Here is a 16,265-nt window from a genome sequence, read left to right on the forward strand (position 1 = left end):
AGAACCGCGCGACCAAGGCTAGTTGACTCTGTGTCAGTGTCCAATCACAGTAGCGACAGAGACCTATCGACTTATTTATAGTTGGGCGCTCCGGGGCGGCGAAGGGGCGACCATGGATCTGGCCTTACTGCGTACGTTCGTGACCGTGCACCGGGCCGGTTCGTTCACCCGTGCCGCAGCCCTGCTCGGCCTCTCGCAGCCGGCCGTGACCTCGCAGATCCGCACCCTGGAGCGGCAGCTGGGCCGCCCGCTGTTCCTGCGCCAGGCCAGGGGCGTGACGCCGACGACCATCGGCGACGAACTCGCCCACAAGGCGGCCCCTCATCTCGACGCGTTGATGGAGATCGCCGAGACGGGCCTCGACGACGACGCCTCCTTGGGCACACTCCATCTCGCCGGGCCCCCGGAGTTCACCGCCGAGCGTGTGCTGCCCGCTCTCACGGAGCTCATCGACGACGGTCAGGGCTTCGCACTGCGGGTGTCCTTCGGCAACGCCGACGAGACGCTGGAGGGCCTCGGGGCCGGCCACCACGACCTGGCCATCACCACCGCGCAGCCCCGCGGCGCCCTGCTGACCGCGACCGCCCTCTGCGACGAGGAGCATGTGCTGGTCGCCGCCCCGCGGTGGGCCGAGCGCATCGGCCCCGGCAAGCTGCATCCCAAGGAGGCGCACCTGCTGGAAGGGCTTCCGGTCGTCGAGGTGCACGAGTCGCTGCCGTTCATCGCGCGCTACTGGGCCTCGGTCTTCGACTCCCGGCCCGCTGCCTCCGGCACCGTGGTCGTCCCGGACCTGCGCGCGGTGCTGGCCTGCGCCATCTCCGGGGGAGGTCTGGCCGTGCTGCCCCGCTATCTCTGCGTCGACGCCCTGGAGCGCGGCGACGTCGTGGCGCTTCTCGAACCGGCGGTGCCGCCGCTGCGGACGTACTTCCTGGTGGTCCGTACCGGCACCCTGGCCATGCCGCACATCGCCCGGGCCCACGAGTGGCTGCTGCGCACCGCGGTGGGCTGGTCCTGAGGCAGCGGGTGCCGTAGCTCATTTCCGTGGTCGGGCAATGTTTCACGTGGAACATGACGGGCCACATTTCTCCCATGACCGTCCGACCCGTGGTCAAACGCACCGCCCGCGCCATCCTGCTCGACGGCGATGACCTGATCCTGATCAAGCGGACCAAACCGGGTGTCGATCCCTACTGGCTCACGCCGGGTGGCGGGGTCGAGCCGGAGGACACGACCGTCGTCGACGCACTCCACCGCGAGGTGCACGAGGAGCTCGGCGCCAAGATCACCGATGTCGTGCCCTGCTTCGTGGACACCGTCGAACACATCGGTGAGGACGGTGGCGCCACGGGGGTCAAGGTCCAGCACTTCTTCGTCTGCCGTCTGGAATCCATGGACACGTCGAAGCGGCACGGCCCGGAGGTGGACGAGCCTCTGGGCGAGTACGAGATCGTGCGGGTGCCCTTCACCCGGGTCGGGATCGCCTCCGTCCACCTCGTCCCGCTGTCCCTGCGGCATTACCTCGATGGGAACATCGAGGGCGTCCGCGCGATGCACGCCCCCGACCTGGGCTGACGAACAGCCGCCGCTGCCCGTCACGGGCGGCCGACTGCCGGCTCAGTCGCCTGCGGCCACCAGTTCCTCCACCGAGTCGTGGCGTATGCGGTCCGACGGGACACCCACGCCCCTGAGCGCGTCCACACCGCTGCGGATCATCCCGGGCGGACCGGAGAGGTACGCGTCGTACTCGGTCCACGGTCCGTATTCGCGTATGGCGTCGGGCAGCTGGAGCAGACCGTGCCGGTCGACCACCGGCCGGACCTTCAACCAGGAGTTGCTCTGCTGCAGTCGCAGCAGGGTGTCGATGTCATAGAGGTCCTGGTCGCTGCGGGCCCCGTAGAAGACCTCGGCCGGGCGGTGCCGTCCTCGTTCGGCGAGGTCCTCGATCATGGCCTTGATGGGGGCGATGCCGGTGCCGCCGCCCAGGCAGAGCAGTCCGCTGTCGGTGCTGTGGTCGACGGTCATCGCACCAGCCGGCGGACCTAGCCGGATGACATCGCCGGGGCGGGCACGGTGCACGAGCGCGTTGGAGACCCAGCCCGCCGGGACCGCTTTCACATGGAACGACAGCAGTCCGTCCGAGCGGGGCGCCGAGGCGAAGGAATAGTGCCGCCAGATCCGCGGCCACCAGGGCGTCTCCACGCTGGCGTACTGACCGGCCAGGAAGGGATACGGCTGGTTCGGCCGGACGGTGAGGACCGCTATGTCGGCTGTTCTCAGTTCGTGCGAGACGACCTCGGCGAGCCACCACGGCGGGGAACGCAGCTCGTCCGCGGCAGCCGCGTCGATCATCACCTGAGAGATCGTGGTGTATGTCCGGACCCAGGCCGCCTCGGTCTCGTCGTCCCAGGTCCTGGCGGCGTAACGGCTCAGGGAGCCGATCAGGCACTCGCCGACCGCCGGGTAGTGGTCAGGCTGTGTGCCGTACTTGCGGTGGCCTCGGCCGAGGTTCTGGAGGTAGTCGACGAGGACGGGGGTGTTGTCGATGTGCTCGGCCGCGGTCAGCAGGGCCTTGAGCAGACGGTCCCGTTGGGCGTCCATCGCCGGCGGGAAGAGGGAGCGCAGGTCCGGGTGCTGGACGAACAGGAGCGCGTAGAAATACGAGGTGACCTTGTCGGCGACAGGTCCGATCTCGGCCATGGTCCGCCGGATGAGCACGGCGTCGGGCGAGGCCTCGGGGGTGCGGCCCGCGCGGGGGGTGGGAACCCGGGCCTCGAAGACGGACTGCTCGGAGCCATGCTCATCGCCGAGGGCAGCCGGTCGGGGCGGAGGACTGGACGGCGGGTCCTGGAACGGGGGTATTCGCTCGCGAGCGGCCTCGTCCGGGGTCCGCTGCGGCACGGTCGACGGTTCCTGGGGGCGGCCCACGGGACGCAGCCCGGCGAGACGGTTGCCCTCGATCTCCTGGTCCCGGTCGGGGGACGGCTGGGTGCGCGGTGTGAACCAGCTGCCTCCGTCACTGTCCCCCGCAGCGCCGTTGCCGGCCGACGTGGTGGTGGTCGGAGCGTCCATGGTGTGCCTCGCCTCGAGCATCTTTCGGTCGATCTGCGCACTCCCTCAACCGGAAGGTCGCATGTTTCCCCCGCGGACGGCCTTGCTTTCCCCGTTGTGTTCCCCCACCACCAATGCGGCCACATTCAACCCGGCTTCCGGCACCGTACGGACAAGTAGGCGAGAGTGTGACGTGGGACGCAGCAATACGTGGCAGCGTTCCACAGCGCACCAACGCCCACGTTCCACAACGGTGAACGCGGGTCTTCGATCTCTCCGTCCGGTTAGGCTGCATTGGACTGTGTTCGTACCCGCAGCATGAGACGACTACATCTCGCTTCGGACACGAACCGGACTCGACCCTACCGGCACGCGCGTCACATACAAGTCCCCCCATGTCCCGGCGGGAATTCAACAGGGGCGAATCAGCGATTCCTTCAATTACCGGGCGCGGCGCACCAATTCATAGGCATCCCACAGATCCTGCCCCGTGTAGGAGAGCGTGGCCAGCGCGGCCACATGCTGATCCGCATTTACGGCGACCGAGATCGGCACGGAGCCGAAGAGGTCCGCGTCGGACAGCGAGTCACCGTACGCGACACAGTCCGCGCGGGTCAGTCCGAAGCGCGCGCAGAGGCGATCCGCGATCTCGACCTTGGCCGCCGGGGTGAGGATCCCTGCCGGATCCACCGGCTCGGTGAAAGGCACTTGGGGAAAGAGCGAACCGTACGCCGCATGCGCACCCCATGCCGTCAGCCGCTCGACGAAGAACGAAGGCGAGAGGGAGATGACGGCGCAGTACTCTCCCCTGTCCCGGATCTCGGCCCAGGTGTCCTGGATACGCCGGAGCCAGGGCGCCCCCTCGAAAGCCGCTGCGACATGGATCTCGGTGAGCCCGGCCCACAGACCATGGACGCGCTGCGCGTAGGTCCGTGAATCAATCCGCCGGTTCACGAAGTCCCGTTCGAGCGCGGTGATCTCGTGGTCCAGGCCGAGCTGTCGGGAGATCTCCACAGGCGCTGCCGATCGGTGCAGCAGGGTCCCGTCCAAATCGAACAGGTGCAGTCGCGTCATAGCGGCCGAGGCTAGTGCCGTGACCGGAAGGGTTCACCGGCTCGCGGCAAACCTTTCCGGTCACGGCACTGGCCAGCCCCACGCTTCACGCCTGCTCGGGTGTGCCTGCGCGCTGCTGTTTCACGTGAAACATCTGTCCGCGCGCTGTGCGGTTGTGGGCAAGATGGCCAAAAGCGCGTTCGTCCCCCAGCAATCCGGTGGACGTCAGGCTCCTGCGTCGGACAGCCTGGCCCGCGTGCCGACACCTTCCCCCTCTGCCCTGCCCATCCGCCGTCTCACCCCGCGCGATCTCACCGCCTGCGCCGACTTGTCCGAGAACCGGGGCTGGCCCCGCGAAGAGCACAAGTGGGGGCTGCTGCTGGCAGCCGGGGCCGGGTACGGCATCGACGATCCGGAAGGTGGCCTCGTCGCCGCCTGTGTGGTGACCGACTACGGAGCTGCGGGCCGCCCGGACCTGAGGGCGATCGGCATGGTGCTGGTGGCCGAGCGGCACGCCCGGCAGGGCATCGGCCGCCGTCTGATGCGCCACGTCATCACCGAGTCCGGGACGACTCCGCTGACGCTGCACGCGACGCCCAACGGACAGCCGCTCTACGAGGAGCTGGGGTTCAAGGTCACGGGGCGGGCCGAGATGGTCCGGGGACACTTCTCGGCCGACGGGGTCGATCCCGCTGTCACCACCCGCACGGCCACCGCCGAGGACCTCACGACGATCGTGCGGCTCGACGGGGAGGTGTTCGGCACGGACCGCACTCACGTACTCACCCGGCTCCCCGCCTTCGCCGATCAGATCCGCGTCGCCGAGGAGAGCGGCCGGATCATCGGCTACGCGGCCGCCTGGCCCAACATGGACACCCATGTCGTAGGCCCTCTGATCGCCCGGGACACGCGGACGGCGAAGGCACTCATCGCCTCCCTGGCCGCCCACACCGGACTCCCTCTCCGCACGGACATCGACGTACGGCACGAGGAACTGCTGGCGTGGGTGAAGCAACACGGCCTGAAGCCGGTCGCCTTCAACGCGGTGATGACCTACGGAATGTCCGAGCTGCCGGGCGACTGGTCACGCCGATACGCTCCACTGACCGTGGCGGCGGGCTGAGCTCTAGAGCCGGGCGGGCACGGCCGACGCACAGCCGTCAGCGGTGCACGGCCGTCCGCCGGTCCGTCATGACCCCGCCCGCCACAACCGTGCTCGGCACGTTCCTCTTGCGCTCCAGAGCCGCCGAGAGGAACGCCAGCACGAGGGCACTCACCGCGAGGGCGGCTCCGACCCAGTTGGGTGCCGTGTAACCGAAGCCCGCGTCGATGACGAGGCCACCGAGCCAGGCCGCGAGCGCGTTACCGAGGTTGAAGGCACCGATGTTGACGGCCGAAGCCAGGGTGGGCGCGCCCTGCGCCTGGTCGAGGACGCGCTTCTGCAGCGGCGGCACGGTGGCGAAGCCCAGGGCACCGACCAGCGCGATGGTCACGGCCGCGGCGACCTTGTCGTGGGCGGTGAGGGTGAACAGCGCGAGGACGACGGCAAGGGCGCCCAGGGAGACGTACAGCATGGGCATGAGCGCGCGGTCCGCGTACCTGCCGCCCACGAGGTTGCCGGCGACCATGCCGACACCGAAGAGGACGAGGAGCCAGGTGACGGAGGCGTCGGCGAAGCCGGCGGCGTGGGTCATCATCGGCGCGATGTAGGTGATGGCTGCGAAGACCCCACCGAAGCCCAGCACGGTCATCGCCATGGCGAGCAGGACCTGGACGTTCTTGAAGGCCGCCAGTTCATGGCGCAGGCGCACGCCCTGCGGCTTGGGCATGTCGGGGACGAGCCGGGCGACGCCCAGCAGTCCGACGACGCCCAGTGCCGCCACTGCGGCGAAGGTGACCCGCCAACCCAGCGACTGTCCGATCAGTGTCCCGAGGGGCACTCCGATCACGTTGGCGACGGTGAGACCGCTGAACATCATCGCGATGGCACCGGCCTTCCGGTCCGGTGCCACAAGGTCGGCGGCGACCACCGAGCCGATCCCGAAGAAGGCTCCGTGGGCGAGTGAAGCGACGACCCGGCCGAGCAGCATGACGGTGTAGGTGGGCGCGAGGGCCGAGAGCAGGTTCCCCACGACGAAGAGGCCCATCAGCAGCATCAACATCCGCTTGCGGGACACCCTCGTACCCAGAGCGGTCATGATCGGGGCGCCGAGCACCACGCCGAGCGCGTAGCCGGTCACGAGGAAACCGGCGGTCGGAATGGAGACCCCGAAGTCGCCCGCGACCTCAGGCAGCACCCCCATGATCACGAACTCCGTCGTGCCGATCCCGAAGGCCCCGATCGCCAGGGCCAGCAGCGCGAGAGGCATGAGGACGTACCTTTCAGAAGAGTGCAGGGGCAGGTTTCAAGCGTACACAATAATTGCAGACGCGCTATATACGCCTGGGCTGACTATTGCATCGGTGGCCTATCCTGGAGTGAACCGCTCCGGGACGGAGGAGACCGATGACAGCTACGGAACCCGCGCTCACCGCCCTCGCCCAGGGCTGGTGCGCTCTCTCCCTGCTCCACGGCAGGATCGAGTCCCGCATCGAGCGCGCACTGCAGTCCGGGCACGGTCTGAGCGTGCGCGAGTACTCCCTGCTGGACGTCCTGAGCCGCCAGCACGACGGTGAGGGCGGGCACCTGCAGATGAAGCAGGTGGCCGACGCTGTCGTCCTCAGCCAGAGCGCCACCACCCGCCTGGTCACCCGACTCGAGGACCGCGGCCTGCTGTCGCGCTACCTGTGCCCGACCGACCGCCGGGGCATCTACACCGACGTCTCCGAGGCCGGGCGCAAGCTCCTGGCAGAGGCCCGGCCCACCAACGACGCCGCACTGCGCGACGCGCTGGACGAAGCGGCGAAGAACCCCGAACTGGCACCCCTGGTCCGCGCCGTGGAGTCACTGAACGCACCTGCATAGGGTGCGGGCATGGAAGATCTTGAAGTTCGCTCGGCTGCCAAGGACGACATCGCCGACATCGTCGCCATGCTCGCCGACGACCCGCTGGGGGCCCGGCGTGAGTCGCCGGACGATCTGACGCCTTACTTCGCGGCCCTGGAGCGCCTGAGTGGTGACCCCCACCAGCACCTGATGGTCGCTGTCCGCGAGGGCCGCGTCGTCGGCACACTTCAGCTGACGATCATCCCCGGTCTCTCCCGGCGCGGCTCCACCCGGTCGATCATCGAGGGTGTGCGCGTGCACGCGGATGAACGCGGGAGCGGTCTCGGCACCCACCTCATCGAGTGGGCGATCTCCGAATCACGACGTCAGGGGTGCCAGTTGGTCCAGCTGACGTCCGACGTCACGCGCACCGATGCCCACCGTTTCTATGAGCGTCTCGGCTTCGAGGCCACCCATGTGGGCTTCAAGCTTCCGCTCTGAGCAATCCGGTGATGCGTGCACCCAGTGATGCGCACAGGGTCCTGTTTCACGTGAAACATCGCGCGCGCCAGGACCCCACCCGCCCTGTCGGCGACTACGCAATCCCACGCCACCCCTCAGGATCCACCCCACCGGGCACTGGAGCGCCCTCGTCGTACGGCTGACGCGTGAACACGAAGGAACCGATATCCAGGTGGCTCACGCGCTTGTCCGGCCCTCGTACGGCCTGCAGGCGCTCTCCCGCGAAGTATCCGTTGAGGCCGGTCCAGCAGCCGTCGTCGTCGCGCCGGAAGCGAGCGCTGCGCCCCGTGCCCGACAGCGGCTCCAACGACACACCTCCGTCGGCCGCGAGGCGCAGCACGAAGCTGTACGTCCCCCAGTACCAAGGCCCCACCAGTTCCAGGACCGTCTGGTCCACCTCGGGCAGCGGACGCCACGGCTCCGGGATCCGCGGCTCGGCCTCCGCCACGATGCGGACCAGATCGGCGGCCACCTCCGACACCACCGGCCCGGAAGTGCAGTTGGCCAGCACCACGGCCGCTACATCGTCCTCGACGCTGATGGTCAGCTGTGCGAGGAAGCCGGGTACCGATCCTCCATGGCCGACGAGCAACCGGCCGTCCCGGGCCTGGATCTGCATGCCCAGCCCGTACGCCGAGCCGGCCGACACATCGGCGGCGTCACCCGTGGCAGCGGCAGGCGTCCGCATCTCCTGAACCGACGCCGCGCTCAGCACCCGATCGTCACCCTTGGCCAAGAACGCTGCGAAGCGCGCCAAGTCCCCTGCGGTGGACCAGAGTTGCCCTGCGGGTCCCATTTTCCCGAGGTCTTCGACCCGCTCCGGCATCATCACATCGGCCCAGGGGTGAACGGCCCACCCACCAGCGTGCGGCGCCTCGGGGTGCCACGTCGTGCGGGTGAGACCCAGCGGTTCGAGTACCTCGCGTCGCAGGACGTCCTTCCAGGAGGCGCCCCTCACCTGCTCGACCAGCGCGCCGAGAAGCGTGAAACCGGGGTTGGAGTAGTGGAAGCGGCGGCCGACGGGATGCCGGTGCGGCTCCTCGCCGAGCACATCGGCGAGTTCCGGACGCAGTGAGCCGGGGGTCCGCTCCCACCAGGGGGAGGGCGACTCGGCCGCCAACCCGCCCGTGTGGGCGAGCAGGTGAGCGATGGTGGCCTCCCCCGCGCCGGTGCCGGGCAGATGCTTCTCCAGCGGATCACCGAGATCCAACAGGCCCTCGTCCCGCAGGCGCAGGACCAGCACCGCCGTGAAGGTCTTGGTGATCGAGCCGATCCTGTACTGCACGTCCGAGTCCGGCGCATGCCCGTCGACGGAGGTCCGCGCCCCGTCCCACACCGTCCTGCCGTCTCGCACGACCGCGGCGACCAAGGACGGTGCGCGGCCCTCGGTCTGAGCGACGGCGATACGGTGCAGCAGAGCCCGGCGGGTGGCGGGAAGCAACTCTCCCAAAGGTTGTGTCATGGGCTCAGTCCACCCGGCCCGGCCACGCACGTCGAGCACATTTCGTTCCGGACGGCCGACGGTCGGATCAGGTCTGGGCCATGTCCACGAACCGCGAGTAGTGCCCCTGGAAGGCGACAGTGATTGTCGCCGTCGGACCGTTACGGTGCTTGCCCACGATGATGTCCGCCTCGCCGGCGCGCGGGGACTCCTTCTCGTAGGCGTCCTCGCGGTGCAGCAGGATGACCATGTCGGCGTCCTGCTCGATGGAGCCGGACTCACGCAGGTCGGAGACCATCGGCTTCTTGTCCGTGCGCTGCTCGGGACCGCGGTTGAGCTGCGACAGCGCGATGACCGGCAACTCCAGCTCCTTGGCCAGCAGCTTCAGGTTTCGCGACATGTCCGAGACTTCCTGCTGACGGCTCTCGGACCGCTTGCCGGACTGCATCAGCTGCAGATAGTCGATGATGACGAGCTTCAGGTCGTTGCGCTGCTTCAGACGCCGGCACTTGGCTCGGATTTCCATCATCGACAGGTTCGGGGAGTCGTCGATGTAGAGGGGCGCGGCCGAGACGTCCGGCATCCTGCGGGCCAGCCGGGTCCAGTCCTCGTCGGTCATCGTGCCGGATCGCATGTGGTGCAGGGCTACGCGTGCTTCCGCGGAGAGCAGACGCATCGCGATCTCGTTGCGGCCCATTTCGAGCGAGAAGATCACGCTCGGCAGGTTGTTCTTGATGGAGGCGGCACGGGCGAAGTCCAGCGCCAGCGTGGACTTACCCATGGCGGGACGGGCCGCGATGATGATCATCTGACCGGGGTGGAGTCCGTTGGTGAGCTGGTCGAGGTCGGTGAAGCCGGTCGGCACGCCGGTCATCTCTCCCGACCGTGAACCGATCGCCTCGATCTCGTCGAGCGCGCCCTCCATGATGTCGCCGAGCGGCAGATAGTCCTCGGTGGTGCGCTGCTCGGTGACCGCGAAGATCTCCGCCTGGGCTCTGTTGACGATCTCGTCGACGTCGTCGTCGGCCGCGTATCCCATCTGGGTGATGCGCGTGCCGGCCTCGACCAGACGGCGAAGGACGGCACGCTCGTGGACGATCTCCGCGTAGTACTCGGCGTTCGCCGCCGTCGGCACCGTCTGCACGAGGGTGTGCAGATAGGACGCGCCACCGACCTTGGTGATCTCGCCGCGCTTGGTGAGCTCGGCGGCGATGGTGATGGGGTCGGCGGGCTCGCCCTTGGCGTAGACGTCGAGGATCGCCTGATAGATGGTCTCGTGGGCCGGCTTGTAGAAGTCGGCGCCCTTGAGGATCTCGACGACGTCGGCGATGGCGTCCTTGGACAGCAGCATGCCGCCGAGGACGGACTGCTCCGCGTCGAGGTCCTGCGGCGGCACACGCTCGAAGGCCGAACCCCCGCCGTCCCACTCCCCGTTGTCCCGACCGCGGTCGTGCTGATCGTCCCGTCCCCGGCCGCCGTCGGGGCGTCGTCGGGAGGCAGGCAGACGATCACTGGGTCCGCTGTCGGCCCACGGGTCGTCCAGGGGCTCGGAAATGCTCACCGAGCGACCTCCTCCCGTCCGCCGAGCGGACCTCGCCGTGCTTCTCAGTTCTACGGCACGACACTGACAAATGAGAGGCCCAACTCCGGTTACGGCACGTCGGTTTTGCGAGGTTTCCGCGGTCTGCCGAGGGAGTGGGCGCCGCACCACCGTAGGCCCGCGGGCACCTTCAGCCAATCTGGTTATCCACAGGCCATGTGGACGACGCCCCAGATGCTGTGGAGAACTCCACGAAACCTGTGCACGACTCGGTGGACAGCCCTGTGAACAAGCCCTCGCCTCAGCTACTGAAACCTCCCTGAGCTGCATGTTTACCGTCCACTGGCTGTGCAGAAGAAAAACTTCCCCGCCAGGATCAAGATCATCACGATCCGTGCGCGAGGACACACTCAACCGGGCTCGATGTAATAGTCATAGGCCGATTGCATCTCTTACCTGTGGAAGATTAGATTGGTGCTCATGACACAGGCTCCAGCGACCTCCAAAGCCGAGCGCCGACGCCACGACCGCGAGATCGTCGCACTCGCCGTTCCGGCCTTCGGCGCGCTCGTCGCCGAGCCTCTGTTCCTCATGGTCGACACCGCCATCGTCGGCCATCTCGGCACCTCACAACTCGCCGGCCTCGGCGTTGCCTCCGCCCTCCTCGTCACCGCCGTGAGCGTCTTCGTCTTCCTCGCCTACGCCACCACGGCGGCCGTCGCCCGGCGGGTCGGAGCCGGCGATCTCAGAGCAGCCATCCGTCAAGGCATGGACGGCATCTGGCTCGCTCTGCTGCTCGGTGTCGGCGTCGTCGCGGTCGTACTGCCCACGGCACCTGCCCTGGTCACCCTCTTCGGCTCGTCCGAGACAGCCGCTCCCTATGCCACGACCTATCTGCGGATCTCTGCGCTGGGCATCCCGGCCATGCTCATCGTGCTCGCCGCGACGGGCGTCCTCCGGGGCCTCCAGGACACCAAGACTCCTCTGTACGTCGCCGTCGGGGGCTTCGTCGCCAACGGCGCCCTCAACGCAGGACTCGTCTACGGCGCCGACCTCGGCATAGCCGGTTCGGCCTGGGGCACGGTCATCGCTCAGTGCGGGATGGCTACCGCATACCTCTGGGTCGTGGTCCGCGGAGCACTCAGACACGGCGCTTCACTGCGACCGGACACGGCCGGGATACGCGCTTCCGCTCAGGCGGGGGCACCGCTGCTGGTCCGTACGCTCTCCCTACGCGCCATCCTGATGATTGCCACGGCGGTCGCCGCCCGACTCGGCGACGAGGACATCGCTGCCCACCAGATCATCCTGTCGCTCTGGAGCCTGCTCGCCTTCGCCCTGGACGCAATAGCCATCGCCGGGCAAGCCATCATCGGCCGGTATCTCGGAGCCGGTGACGCCCAGGGCGCCCGCGAAGCCTGCCGCCGCATGGTGCAGTGGGGGATCGCCACAGGTGCCGTTCTCGGGCTTGTGGTGATCGCCGCCCGCCCTCTGTTCATCCCGCTCTTCACAGGTGATCCGGCGGTTCAGGAGGCCGCGCTGCCCGCACTGATCGTGGTGGCGCTCGCCCAGCCGATCTCCGGGATCGTCTTCGTGCTCGACGGCGTATTGATGGGCGCAGGGGACGGCCCTTATCTGGCCCGGGCCATGCTGGTGACCCTCGCGGTCTTCGCGCCCGCCGCTCTGCTCGTCCCGACCTTCCATGGTGGCCTGACAGCCTTGTGGGGCGCGATGACGCTGATGATGGCGACCCGCATGCTGACCCTGTGGCTTCGTTCCCGCTCGGGCCGCTGGATCGTCACCGGAGCCACTCGCTGAGCGGGCCGAGCGCCGTTTCACGTGAAACATCACCCGGTTCACGCTGTTTCACGTGAAACAGCCACCGGTGTCGGCACCAGCGCCAGCAGGCGAGGGCCGCAGCGCTTCTACCGCAGCGCCTCTGCACGCAAGTGGGGCCGCACCCCTTCACAGGGTGCGGCCCCACACAGTGCTCTATCGCACGCAGCGCTTAGGCCGCGATGACCTCGATGTTGACCTTGGCGGCAACCTCGGGGTGCAGACGCACGGACGTCTCGTGAGAGCCCAGCGTCTTGATCGGAGCAGCCAGCTCAATGCGGCGCTTGTCGACCTCGGGGCCACCGGACGCCTTGATCGCGGAAGCGATGTCGGCCGGGGTGACGGAACCGAAAAGACGACCGGCGTCGCCGGAGCGGACAGCCAGACGGACCTTGACGGCCTCGAGCTGGCCCTTGACCTGGTTGGCCTGCTCGATGGTCTGGATCTCGTGGATCTTGCGAGCACGACGGATCTGCTCGACGTCCTTCTCGCCGCCCTTGGTCCAGCGGATAGCGAACTTCCGCGGGATCAGGTAGTTGCGAGCGTAGCCGTCCTTGACGTCGACGACGTCGCCGGCAGCGCCGAGGCCGGAGACCTCGTGGGTGAGGATGATCTTCATGAGTCTGTCCCCTTCCCTTAGCGCGCGGTGGACGTGTAGGGCAGCAGCGCCATCTCACGGCTGTTCTTGACGGCCGTGGCGACGTCACGCTGGTGCTGCGTGCAGTTGCCGGTCACGCGGCGGGCACGGATCTTGCCGCGGTCGGAAATGAACTTCCGCAGCATGTTCGTGTCCTTGTAGTCCACGTACGTGACCTTGTCCTTGCAGAAAGCGCAGACCTTCTTCTTAGGCTTGCGCACAGGCGGCTTCGCCATGGTGTTTCTCCTGTGTGATCAAGAAGTGTGGGGTACGGCCCCCGCCCTCGACCGACAGACCGGTGATCCGGCCCGAGCGGTCCTAGAAGGGGGGCTCGTCCGAGTAGCCGCCACCGCCGCCGGAGCTTCCGCCCCAGCCGCCACCGCCGCCGCCCTGGTTGCCACCGGCGGGAGCGCTGGTCGCCCACGGGTCGTCCGCGGGAGCGCCGCCGCCCTGCTGACCGCCGCCGGGGCCTCCGCCCCAGCCGCCGCCACCCTGGCCGCCGCCGCCACCGCCACCGCCGTAACCACCCTGGCCGCCTCGGCCGGCGGTCTTGGTGACCTTGGCCGTGGCGTTGCGCAGGCTGGCGCCGACTTCCTCCACGTCCAGTTCGTAGACCGTGCGCTTGACGCCCTCACGGTCCTCGTAGGACCGCTGCTTCAGCCGGCCCTGCACGATGACGCGCATGCCTCGCTGGAGCGACTCGGCGACGTTCTCCGCCGCCTGACGCCAGACCGAGCAGGTCAGGAACAGGCTCTCGCCGTCCTTCCACTCGTTCGTCTGACGGTCGAAGGTGCGGGGGGTGGACGCGACACGGAACTTCGCGACCGCCGCACCGGAAGGGGTGAAGCGCAGCTCGGGGTCGTCGACAAGATTGCCGACGACCGTGATGACGGTCTCGCCTGCCATGGGGAACCTCTCGGCGGGTTTGCTGCTCTGGCTGCTTGGTTGCTGCTACTCGAAACCCGAGATCAGCTGAGCGGGAGGCTCAGTGGGTCTCGGGACGGAGGACCTTGGTCCGGAGGACCGACTCGTTCAGGTTCATCTGGCGGTCGAGCTCCTTGACGACCGCAGGCTCGGCCTGCAGGTCGATGACCGAGTAGATGCCCTCGGGCTTCTTCTTGATCTCGTACGCGAGACGACGACGGCCCCAGGTGTCGACCTTCTCGACCTTTCCGTTGCCCTCACGGACGACGGAGAGGAAGTTCTCGATCAGCGGGGAGACAGCACGCTCCTCGAGATCGGGGTCGAGGATGACCATCACCTCGTAGTGACGCATGTGGAACCCACCTCCTTTGGACTCAGCGGCCACGGTCGTTCCGTGGCAGGAGGGTTGTGATGCGTACGCAACGGTATCGGCCACCACTGACAATCGGGGTTCCCGCTGGGATTCCCTGTCATGGCCTGGGCAGACACCGGTGCAGACGGTACACACTACCCGCACACCCGCTTCCGGTTGAAATTCGGCGGTGGTGACCGTCAATCTGTACACATCGGGTGTGTATGGCGCTACGATGCGCCGCCTTCCGCAGGAGGTGCCCCATGGCACAGACATTGCGACCCAACATCGCCGGATCCCTGTTCGCAACCGACGACAAGCCCCACCCCGTGCAGGACACGCTGCTCGCCGTGACGCTCGTCCTCGGTGCGGTCTCCTTCATCACGGCGATGTTCCACCACCTTCATCTGATCAGTTCCTGGACGGGGCTGGTGGGAATCCTGACCGGCGCGTACGGGCAGTTCATCTCGGAAACGACTCGTGAGCGCTTCGGCCTGATCGTGGGTCTCGGTGCCTCGGCCGTCGGCTTCTTCCTCGGCATGGCCCATGGAGGTCTGTTCGGCGGACTCATCGGCTGACTCTTCTCCCAGCCGCAGGGTTGACACGACGGGCGGTGCTTCGCACTGTCCGCCGTCCCACAACGGACCAAGCGGCCGAATAGCACCGTCCGGCGCCCCGGCCGCGCGTCGGCCGGGGCCCAGGTCCCATGCGGCCATTCGGCGTGCCCGCAGGGCGCAGTAGGCTTCGGCGCGAGAGCCGGAGCCCCTGTACCCATGGGGACACACCAGCCCGAGGAGCGCCCCGAATGAGCCTGACCCTGAGGACGATCAGCCGAGAGCAGCATCTGGCGTACATCCAGAGCCTGCCCTCGGCTAGCCACATGCAGGTCCCGGCCTGGGCCGACGTCAAGGCCGAGTGGCGCTCCGAGAACCTCGGGTGGTTCGACGACAAGACCGGTGAGATGGTGGGCGCCGGCCTGGTGCTGTACCGCCAGCTTCCCAAGATCAAGCGCTATCTGGCCTACCTGCCCGAGGGCCCGGTCATCAACTGGTTCGCGCCGAACCTCACCGACTGGCTGGAGCCGATGCTCGCGCACCTGAAGAACCAGGGCGCCTTCTCGGTGAAGATGGGCCCGCCGGTGATCATCCGGCGCTGGGAGGCCACCTCCATCAAGAAGGGCATCCAGGACCCGGATGTGAAGCGGCTGCGCGACATCGAGGCCGACTTCATCGAGCCCCGCGCCTTCGAGGTCGCCGACAAGCTGCGCCGCATGGGCTGGCAGCAGGGCGAGGACGGCGGGGCCGGCTTCGGTGACGTGCAGCCCCGCTACGTCTACCAGGTGCCGCTGGCGAACCGGTCCCTCGAAGAGGTCCACAAGAACTTCAACCAGCTGTGGCGCCGCAACATCAAGAAGGCCGAGAAGGCCGGCGTCGAGGTCGTCCAGGGCGGCTACCAGGATCTGGAGGAGTGGCAGCGGCTGTACGAGATCACCGCTGTCCGCGACCGCTTCCGGCCCCGCCCGCTGTCGTACTTCCAGCGCATGTGGACGGCCCTCAACACCGAGGACCCCAACCGCATGCGGCTCTACTTCGCCCGGCACAACGGCGTGAACCTGTCCGCCGCGACGATGCTGGTCGTCGGTGGGCACGTCTGGTACTCGTACGGCGCCTCGGACAACATCGGCCGTGAGGTCCGGCCCTCGAACGCGATGCAGTGGCGCATGCTGCGCGACGCCTACGCCCTCGGCGCGACCGTCTACGACCTGCGCGGCATCTCCGACTCGCTGGACGAGACGGATCACCTCTTCGGCCTGATCCAGTTCAAGGTGGGCACGGGCGGCCAGGCCGCCGAATACCTCGGTGAGTGGGACTTCCCGCTCAACAAGCTGCTCCACAAGGCGCTCGACATCTACATGTCGCGCCGCTGACTCCCCCGTTTTTGCTTCCATACCTCTGATACACCGCAGCCACTAGAAAGGTTCCGGGA

Annotated in this window: 17 protein-coding genes; 8 read left to right on the forward strand and 9 right to left on the reverse strand. The window is 67.9% G+C overall.

From position 1 onward, the window contains the following. The first annotated feature begins 112 nt into the window (after positions 1–112). Both M8J73_RS17275 and M8J73_RS17280 read left to right on the forward strand, forming a co-directional pair. Complete coding sequence (locus tag M8J73_RS17275) at positions 113–1,015, forward strand: LysR family transcriptional regulator (RefSeq protein ID WP_055537174.1); 903 nt, start codon at positions 113–115, stop codon at positions 1,013–1,015. Positions 1,016–1,089: 74 nt separating this feature from the next. Next, positions 1,090–1,572, forward strand: coding sequence for an NUDIX domain-containing protein (locus M8J73_RS17280; protein WP_055514539.1), 483 nt, complete (start codon positions 1,090–1,092; stop codon positions 1,570–1,572). Between the two features lie 42 nt (positions 1,573–1,614). Here the strand turns inward: M8J73_RS17280 and M8J73_RS17285 are convergent, their stop codons facing one another. Then, positions 1,615–3,069, reverse strand: a complete 1,455-nt coding sequence (locus M8J73_RS17285) for a globin domain-containing protein (RefSeq protein ID WP_240500984.1) — start codon at positions 3,067–3,069, stop codon at positions 1,615–1,617. Positions 3,070–3,489: 420 nt separating this feature from the next. Next, on the reverse strand, positions 3,490–4,122 hold the full coding sequence (locus M8J73_RS17290) for an HAD family hydrolase (protein WP_055537173.1): 633 nt from the start codon (positions 4,120–4,122) through the stop codon (positions 3,490–3,492). Between the two features lie 235 nt (positions 4,123–4,357). Here M8J73_RS17290 and M8J73_RS17295 point away from each other — a divergent pair, with 235 nt between their 5' ends. Next, positions 4,358–5,224: a GNAT family N-acetyltransferase gene (locus M8J73_RS17295; RefSeq protein WP_055537172.1), complete on the forward strand. Its 867-nt coding sequence runs from the start codon at positions 4,358–4,360 to the stop codon at positions 5,222–5,224. A gap of 37 nt (positions 5,225–5,261) precedes the next feature. On the opposite strand, the gene M8J73_RS17300 is transcribed toward M8J73_RS17295, so the two are convergent. Beyond that, the gene (locus M8J73_RS17300; protein ID WP_055537171.1) at positions 5,262–6,470 is read right to left on the reverse strand and encodes an MFS transporter; all 1,209 of its coding nucleotides are present in this window, start codon (positions 6,468–6,470) and stop codon (positions 5,262–5,264) included. 137 nt (positions 6,471–6,607) lie between these two features. Here M8J73_RS17300 and M8J73_RS17305 point away from each other — a divergent pair, with 137 nt between their 5' ends. Together M8J73_RS17305 and M8J73_RS17310 are read left to right on the forward strand one after the other, a co-directional pair. Further along, the gene (locus tag M8J73_RS17305) at positions 6,608–7,066 is read left to right on the forward strand and encodes a MarR family winged helix-turn-helix transcriptional regulator (protein WP_055537170.1); all 459 of its coding nucleotides are present in this window, start codon (positions 6,608–6,610) and stop codon (positions 7,064–7,066) included. 9 nt (positions 7,067–7,075) lie between these two features. Further along, on the forward strand, positions 7,076–7,528 hold the full coding sequence (locus M8J73_RS17310; protein ID WP_055537169.1) for a GNAT family N-acetyltransferase: 453 nt from the start codon (positions 7,076–7,078) through the stop codon (positions 7,526–7,528). Positions 7,529–7,622: 94 nt separating this feature from the next. Here the strand turns inward: M8J73_RS17310 and M8J73_RS17315 are convergent, their stop codons facing one another. After that, a complete protein-coding gene (locus M8J73_RS17315; protein ID WP_055537180.1) occupies positions 7,623–9,011 on the reverse strand; it encodes a serine hydrolase domain-containing protein in 1,389 nt (462 codons plus the stop codon). A gap of 67 nt (positions 9,012–9,078) precedes the next feature. Next, positions 9,079–10,551 (reverse strand): replicative DNA helicase, encoded by a 1,473-nt coding sequence (gene dnaB / locus M8J73_RS17320; RefSeq protein WP_055537168.1) that lies wholly within the window; start codon positions 10,549–10,551, stop codon positions 9,079–9,081. Positions 10,552–11,001: 450 nt separating this feature from the next. Here dnaB and M8J73_RS17325 point away from each other — a divergent pair, with 450 nt between their 5' ends. After that, positions 11,002–12,348, forward strand: a complete 1,347-nt coding sequence (locus M8J73_RS17325) for an MATE family efflux transporter (RefSeq protein WP_055537167.1) — start codon at positions 11,002–11,004, stop codon at positions 12,346–12,348. Positions 12,349–12,538: 190 nt separating this feature from the next. Here the strand turns inward: M8J73_RS17325 and rplI are convergent, their stop codons facing one another. The 4 genes from rplI to rpsF all read right to left on the reverse strand — a co-directional run bounded on the left by rplI (position 12,539) and on the right by rpsF (position 14,279). Next, on the reverse strand, positions 12,539–12,985 hold the full coding sequence (rplI, locus tag M8J73_RS17330) for a 50S ribosomal protein L9 (protein WP_055537166.1): 447 nt from the start codon (positions 12,983–12,985) through the stop codon (positions 12,539–12,541). A gap of 17 nt (positions 12,986–13,002) precedes the next feature. Further along, positions 13,003–13,239 carry a 30S ribosomal protein S18 gene (gene rpsR / locus M8J73_RS17335; protein ID WP_003949403.1) on the reverse strand — a complete coding sequence of 79 codons (237 nt, stop codon included), beginning with the start codon at positions 13,237–13,239 and terminating at the stop codon, positions 13,003–13,005. An 82-nt stretch (positions 13,240–13,321) separates the two neighbouring features. Next, the gene (locus tag M8J73_RS17340; RefSeq protein ID WP_055537165.1) at positions 13,322–13,909 is read right to left on the reverse strand and encodes a single-stranded DNA-binding protein; all 588 of its coding nucleotides are present in this window, start codon (positions 13,907–13,909) and stop codon (positions 13,322–13,324) included. A gap of 79 nt (positions 13,910–13,988) precedes the next feature. Beyond that, on the reverse strand, positions 13,989–14,279 hold the full coding sequence (gene rpsF / locus M8J73_RS17345; protein ID WP_004950685.1) for a 30S ribosomal protein S6: 291 nt from the start codon (positions 14,277–14,279) through the stop codon (positions 13,989–13,991). Positions 14,280–14,542: 263 nt separating this feature from the next. Between rpsF and M8J73_RS17350 the strand changes: the two genes are divergently transcribed. Together M8J73_RS17350 and femX are read left to right on the forward strand one after the other, a co-directional pair. Then, complete coding sequence (locus tag M8J73_RS17350; protein ID WP_055537164.1) at positions 14,543–14,857, forward strand: hypothetical protein; 315 nt, start codon at positions 14,543–14,545, stop codon at positions 14,855–14,857. A 227-nt stretch (positions 14,858–15,084) separates the two neighbouring features. Then, a complete protein-coding gene (gene femX, locus M8J73_RS17355) occupies positions 15,085–16,206 on the forward strand; it encodes a peptidoglycan bridge formation glycyltransferase FemX (protein WP_055537163.1) in 1,122 nt (373 codons plus the stop codon). The last annotated feature ends 59 nt before the right edge of the window (positions 16,207–16,265 follow it).

This window comes from Streptomyces neyagawaensis (assembly GCF_023516595.1).
Classification (GTDB): Bacteria; Actinomycetota; Actinomycetes; order Streptomycetales; family Streptomycetaceae; genus Streptomyces; species Streptomyces neyagawaensis.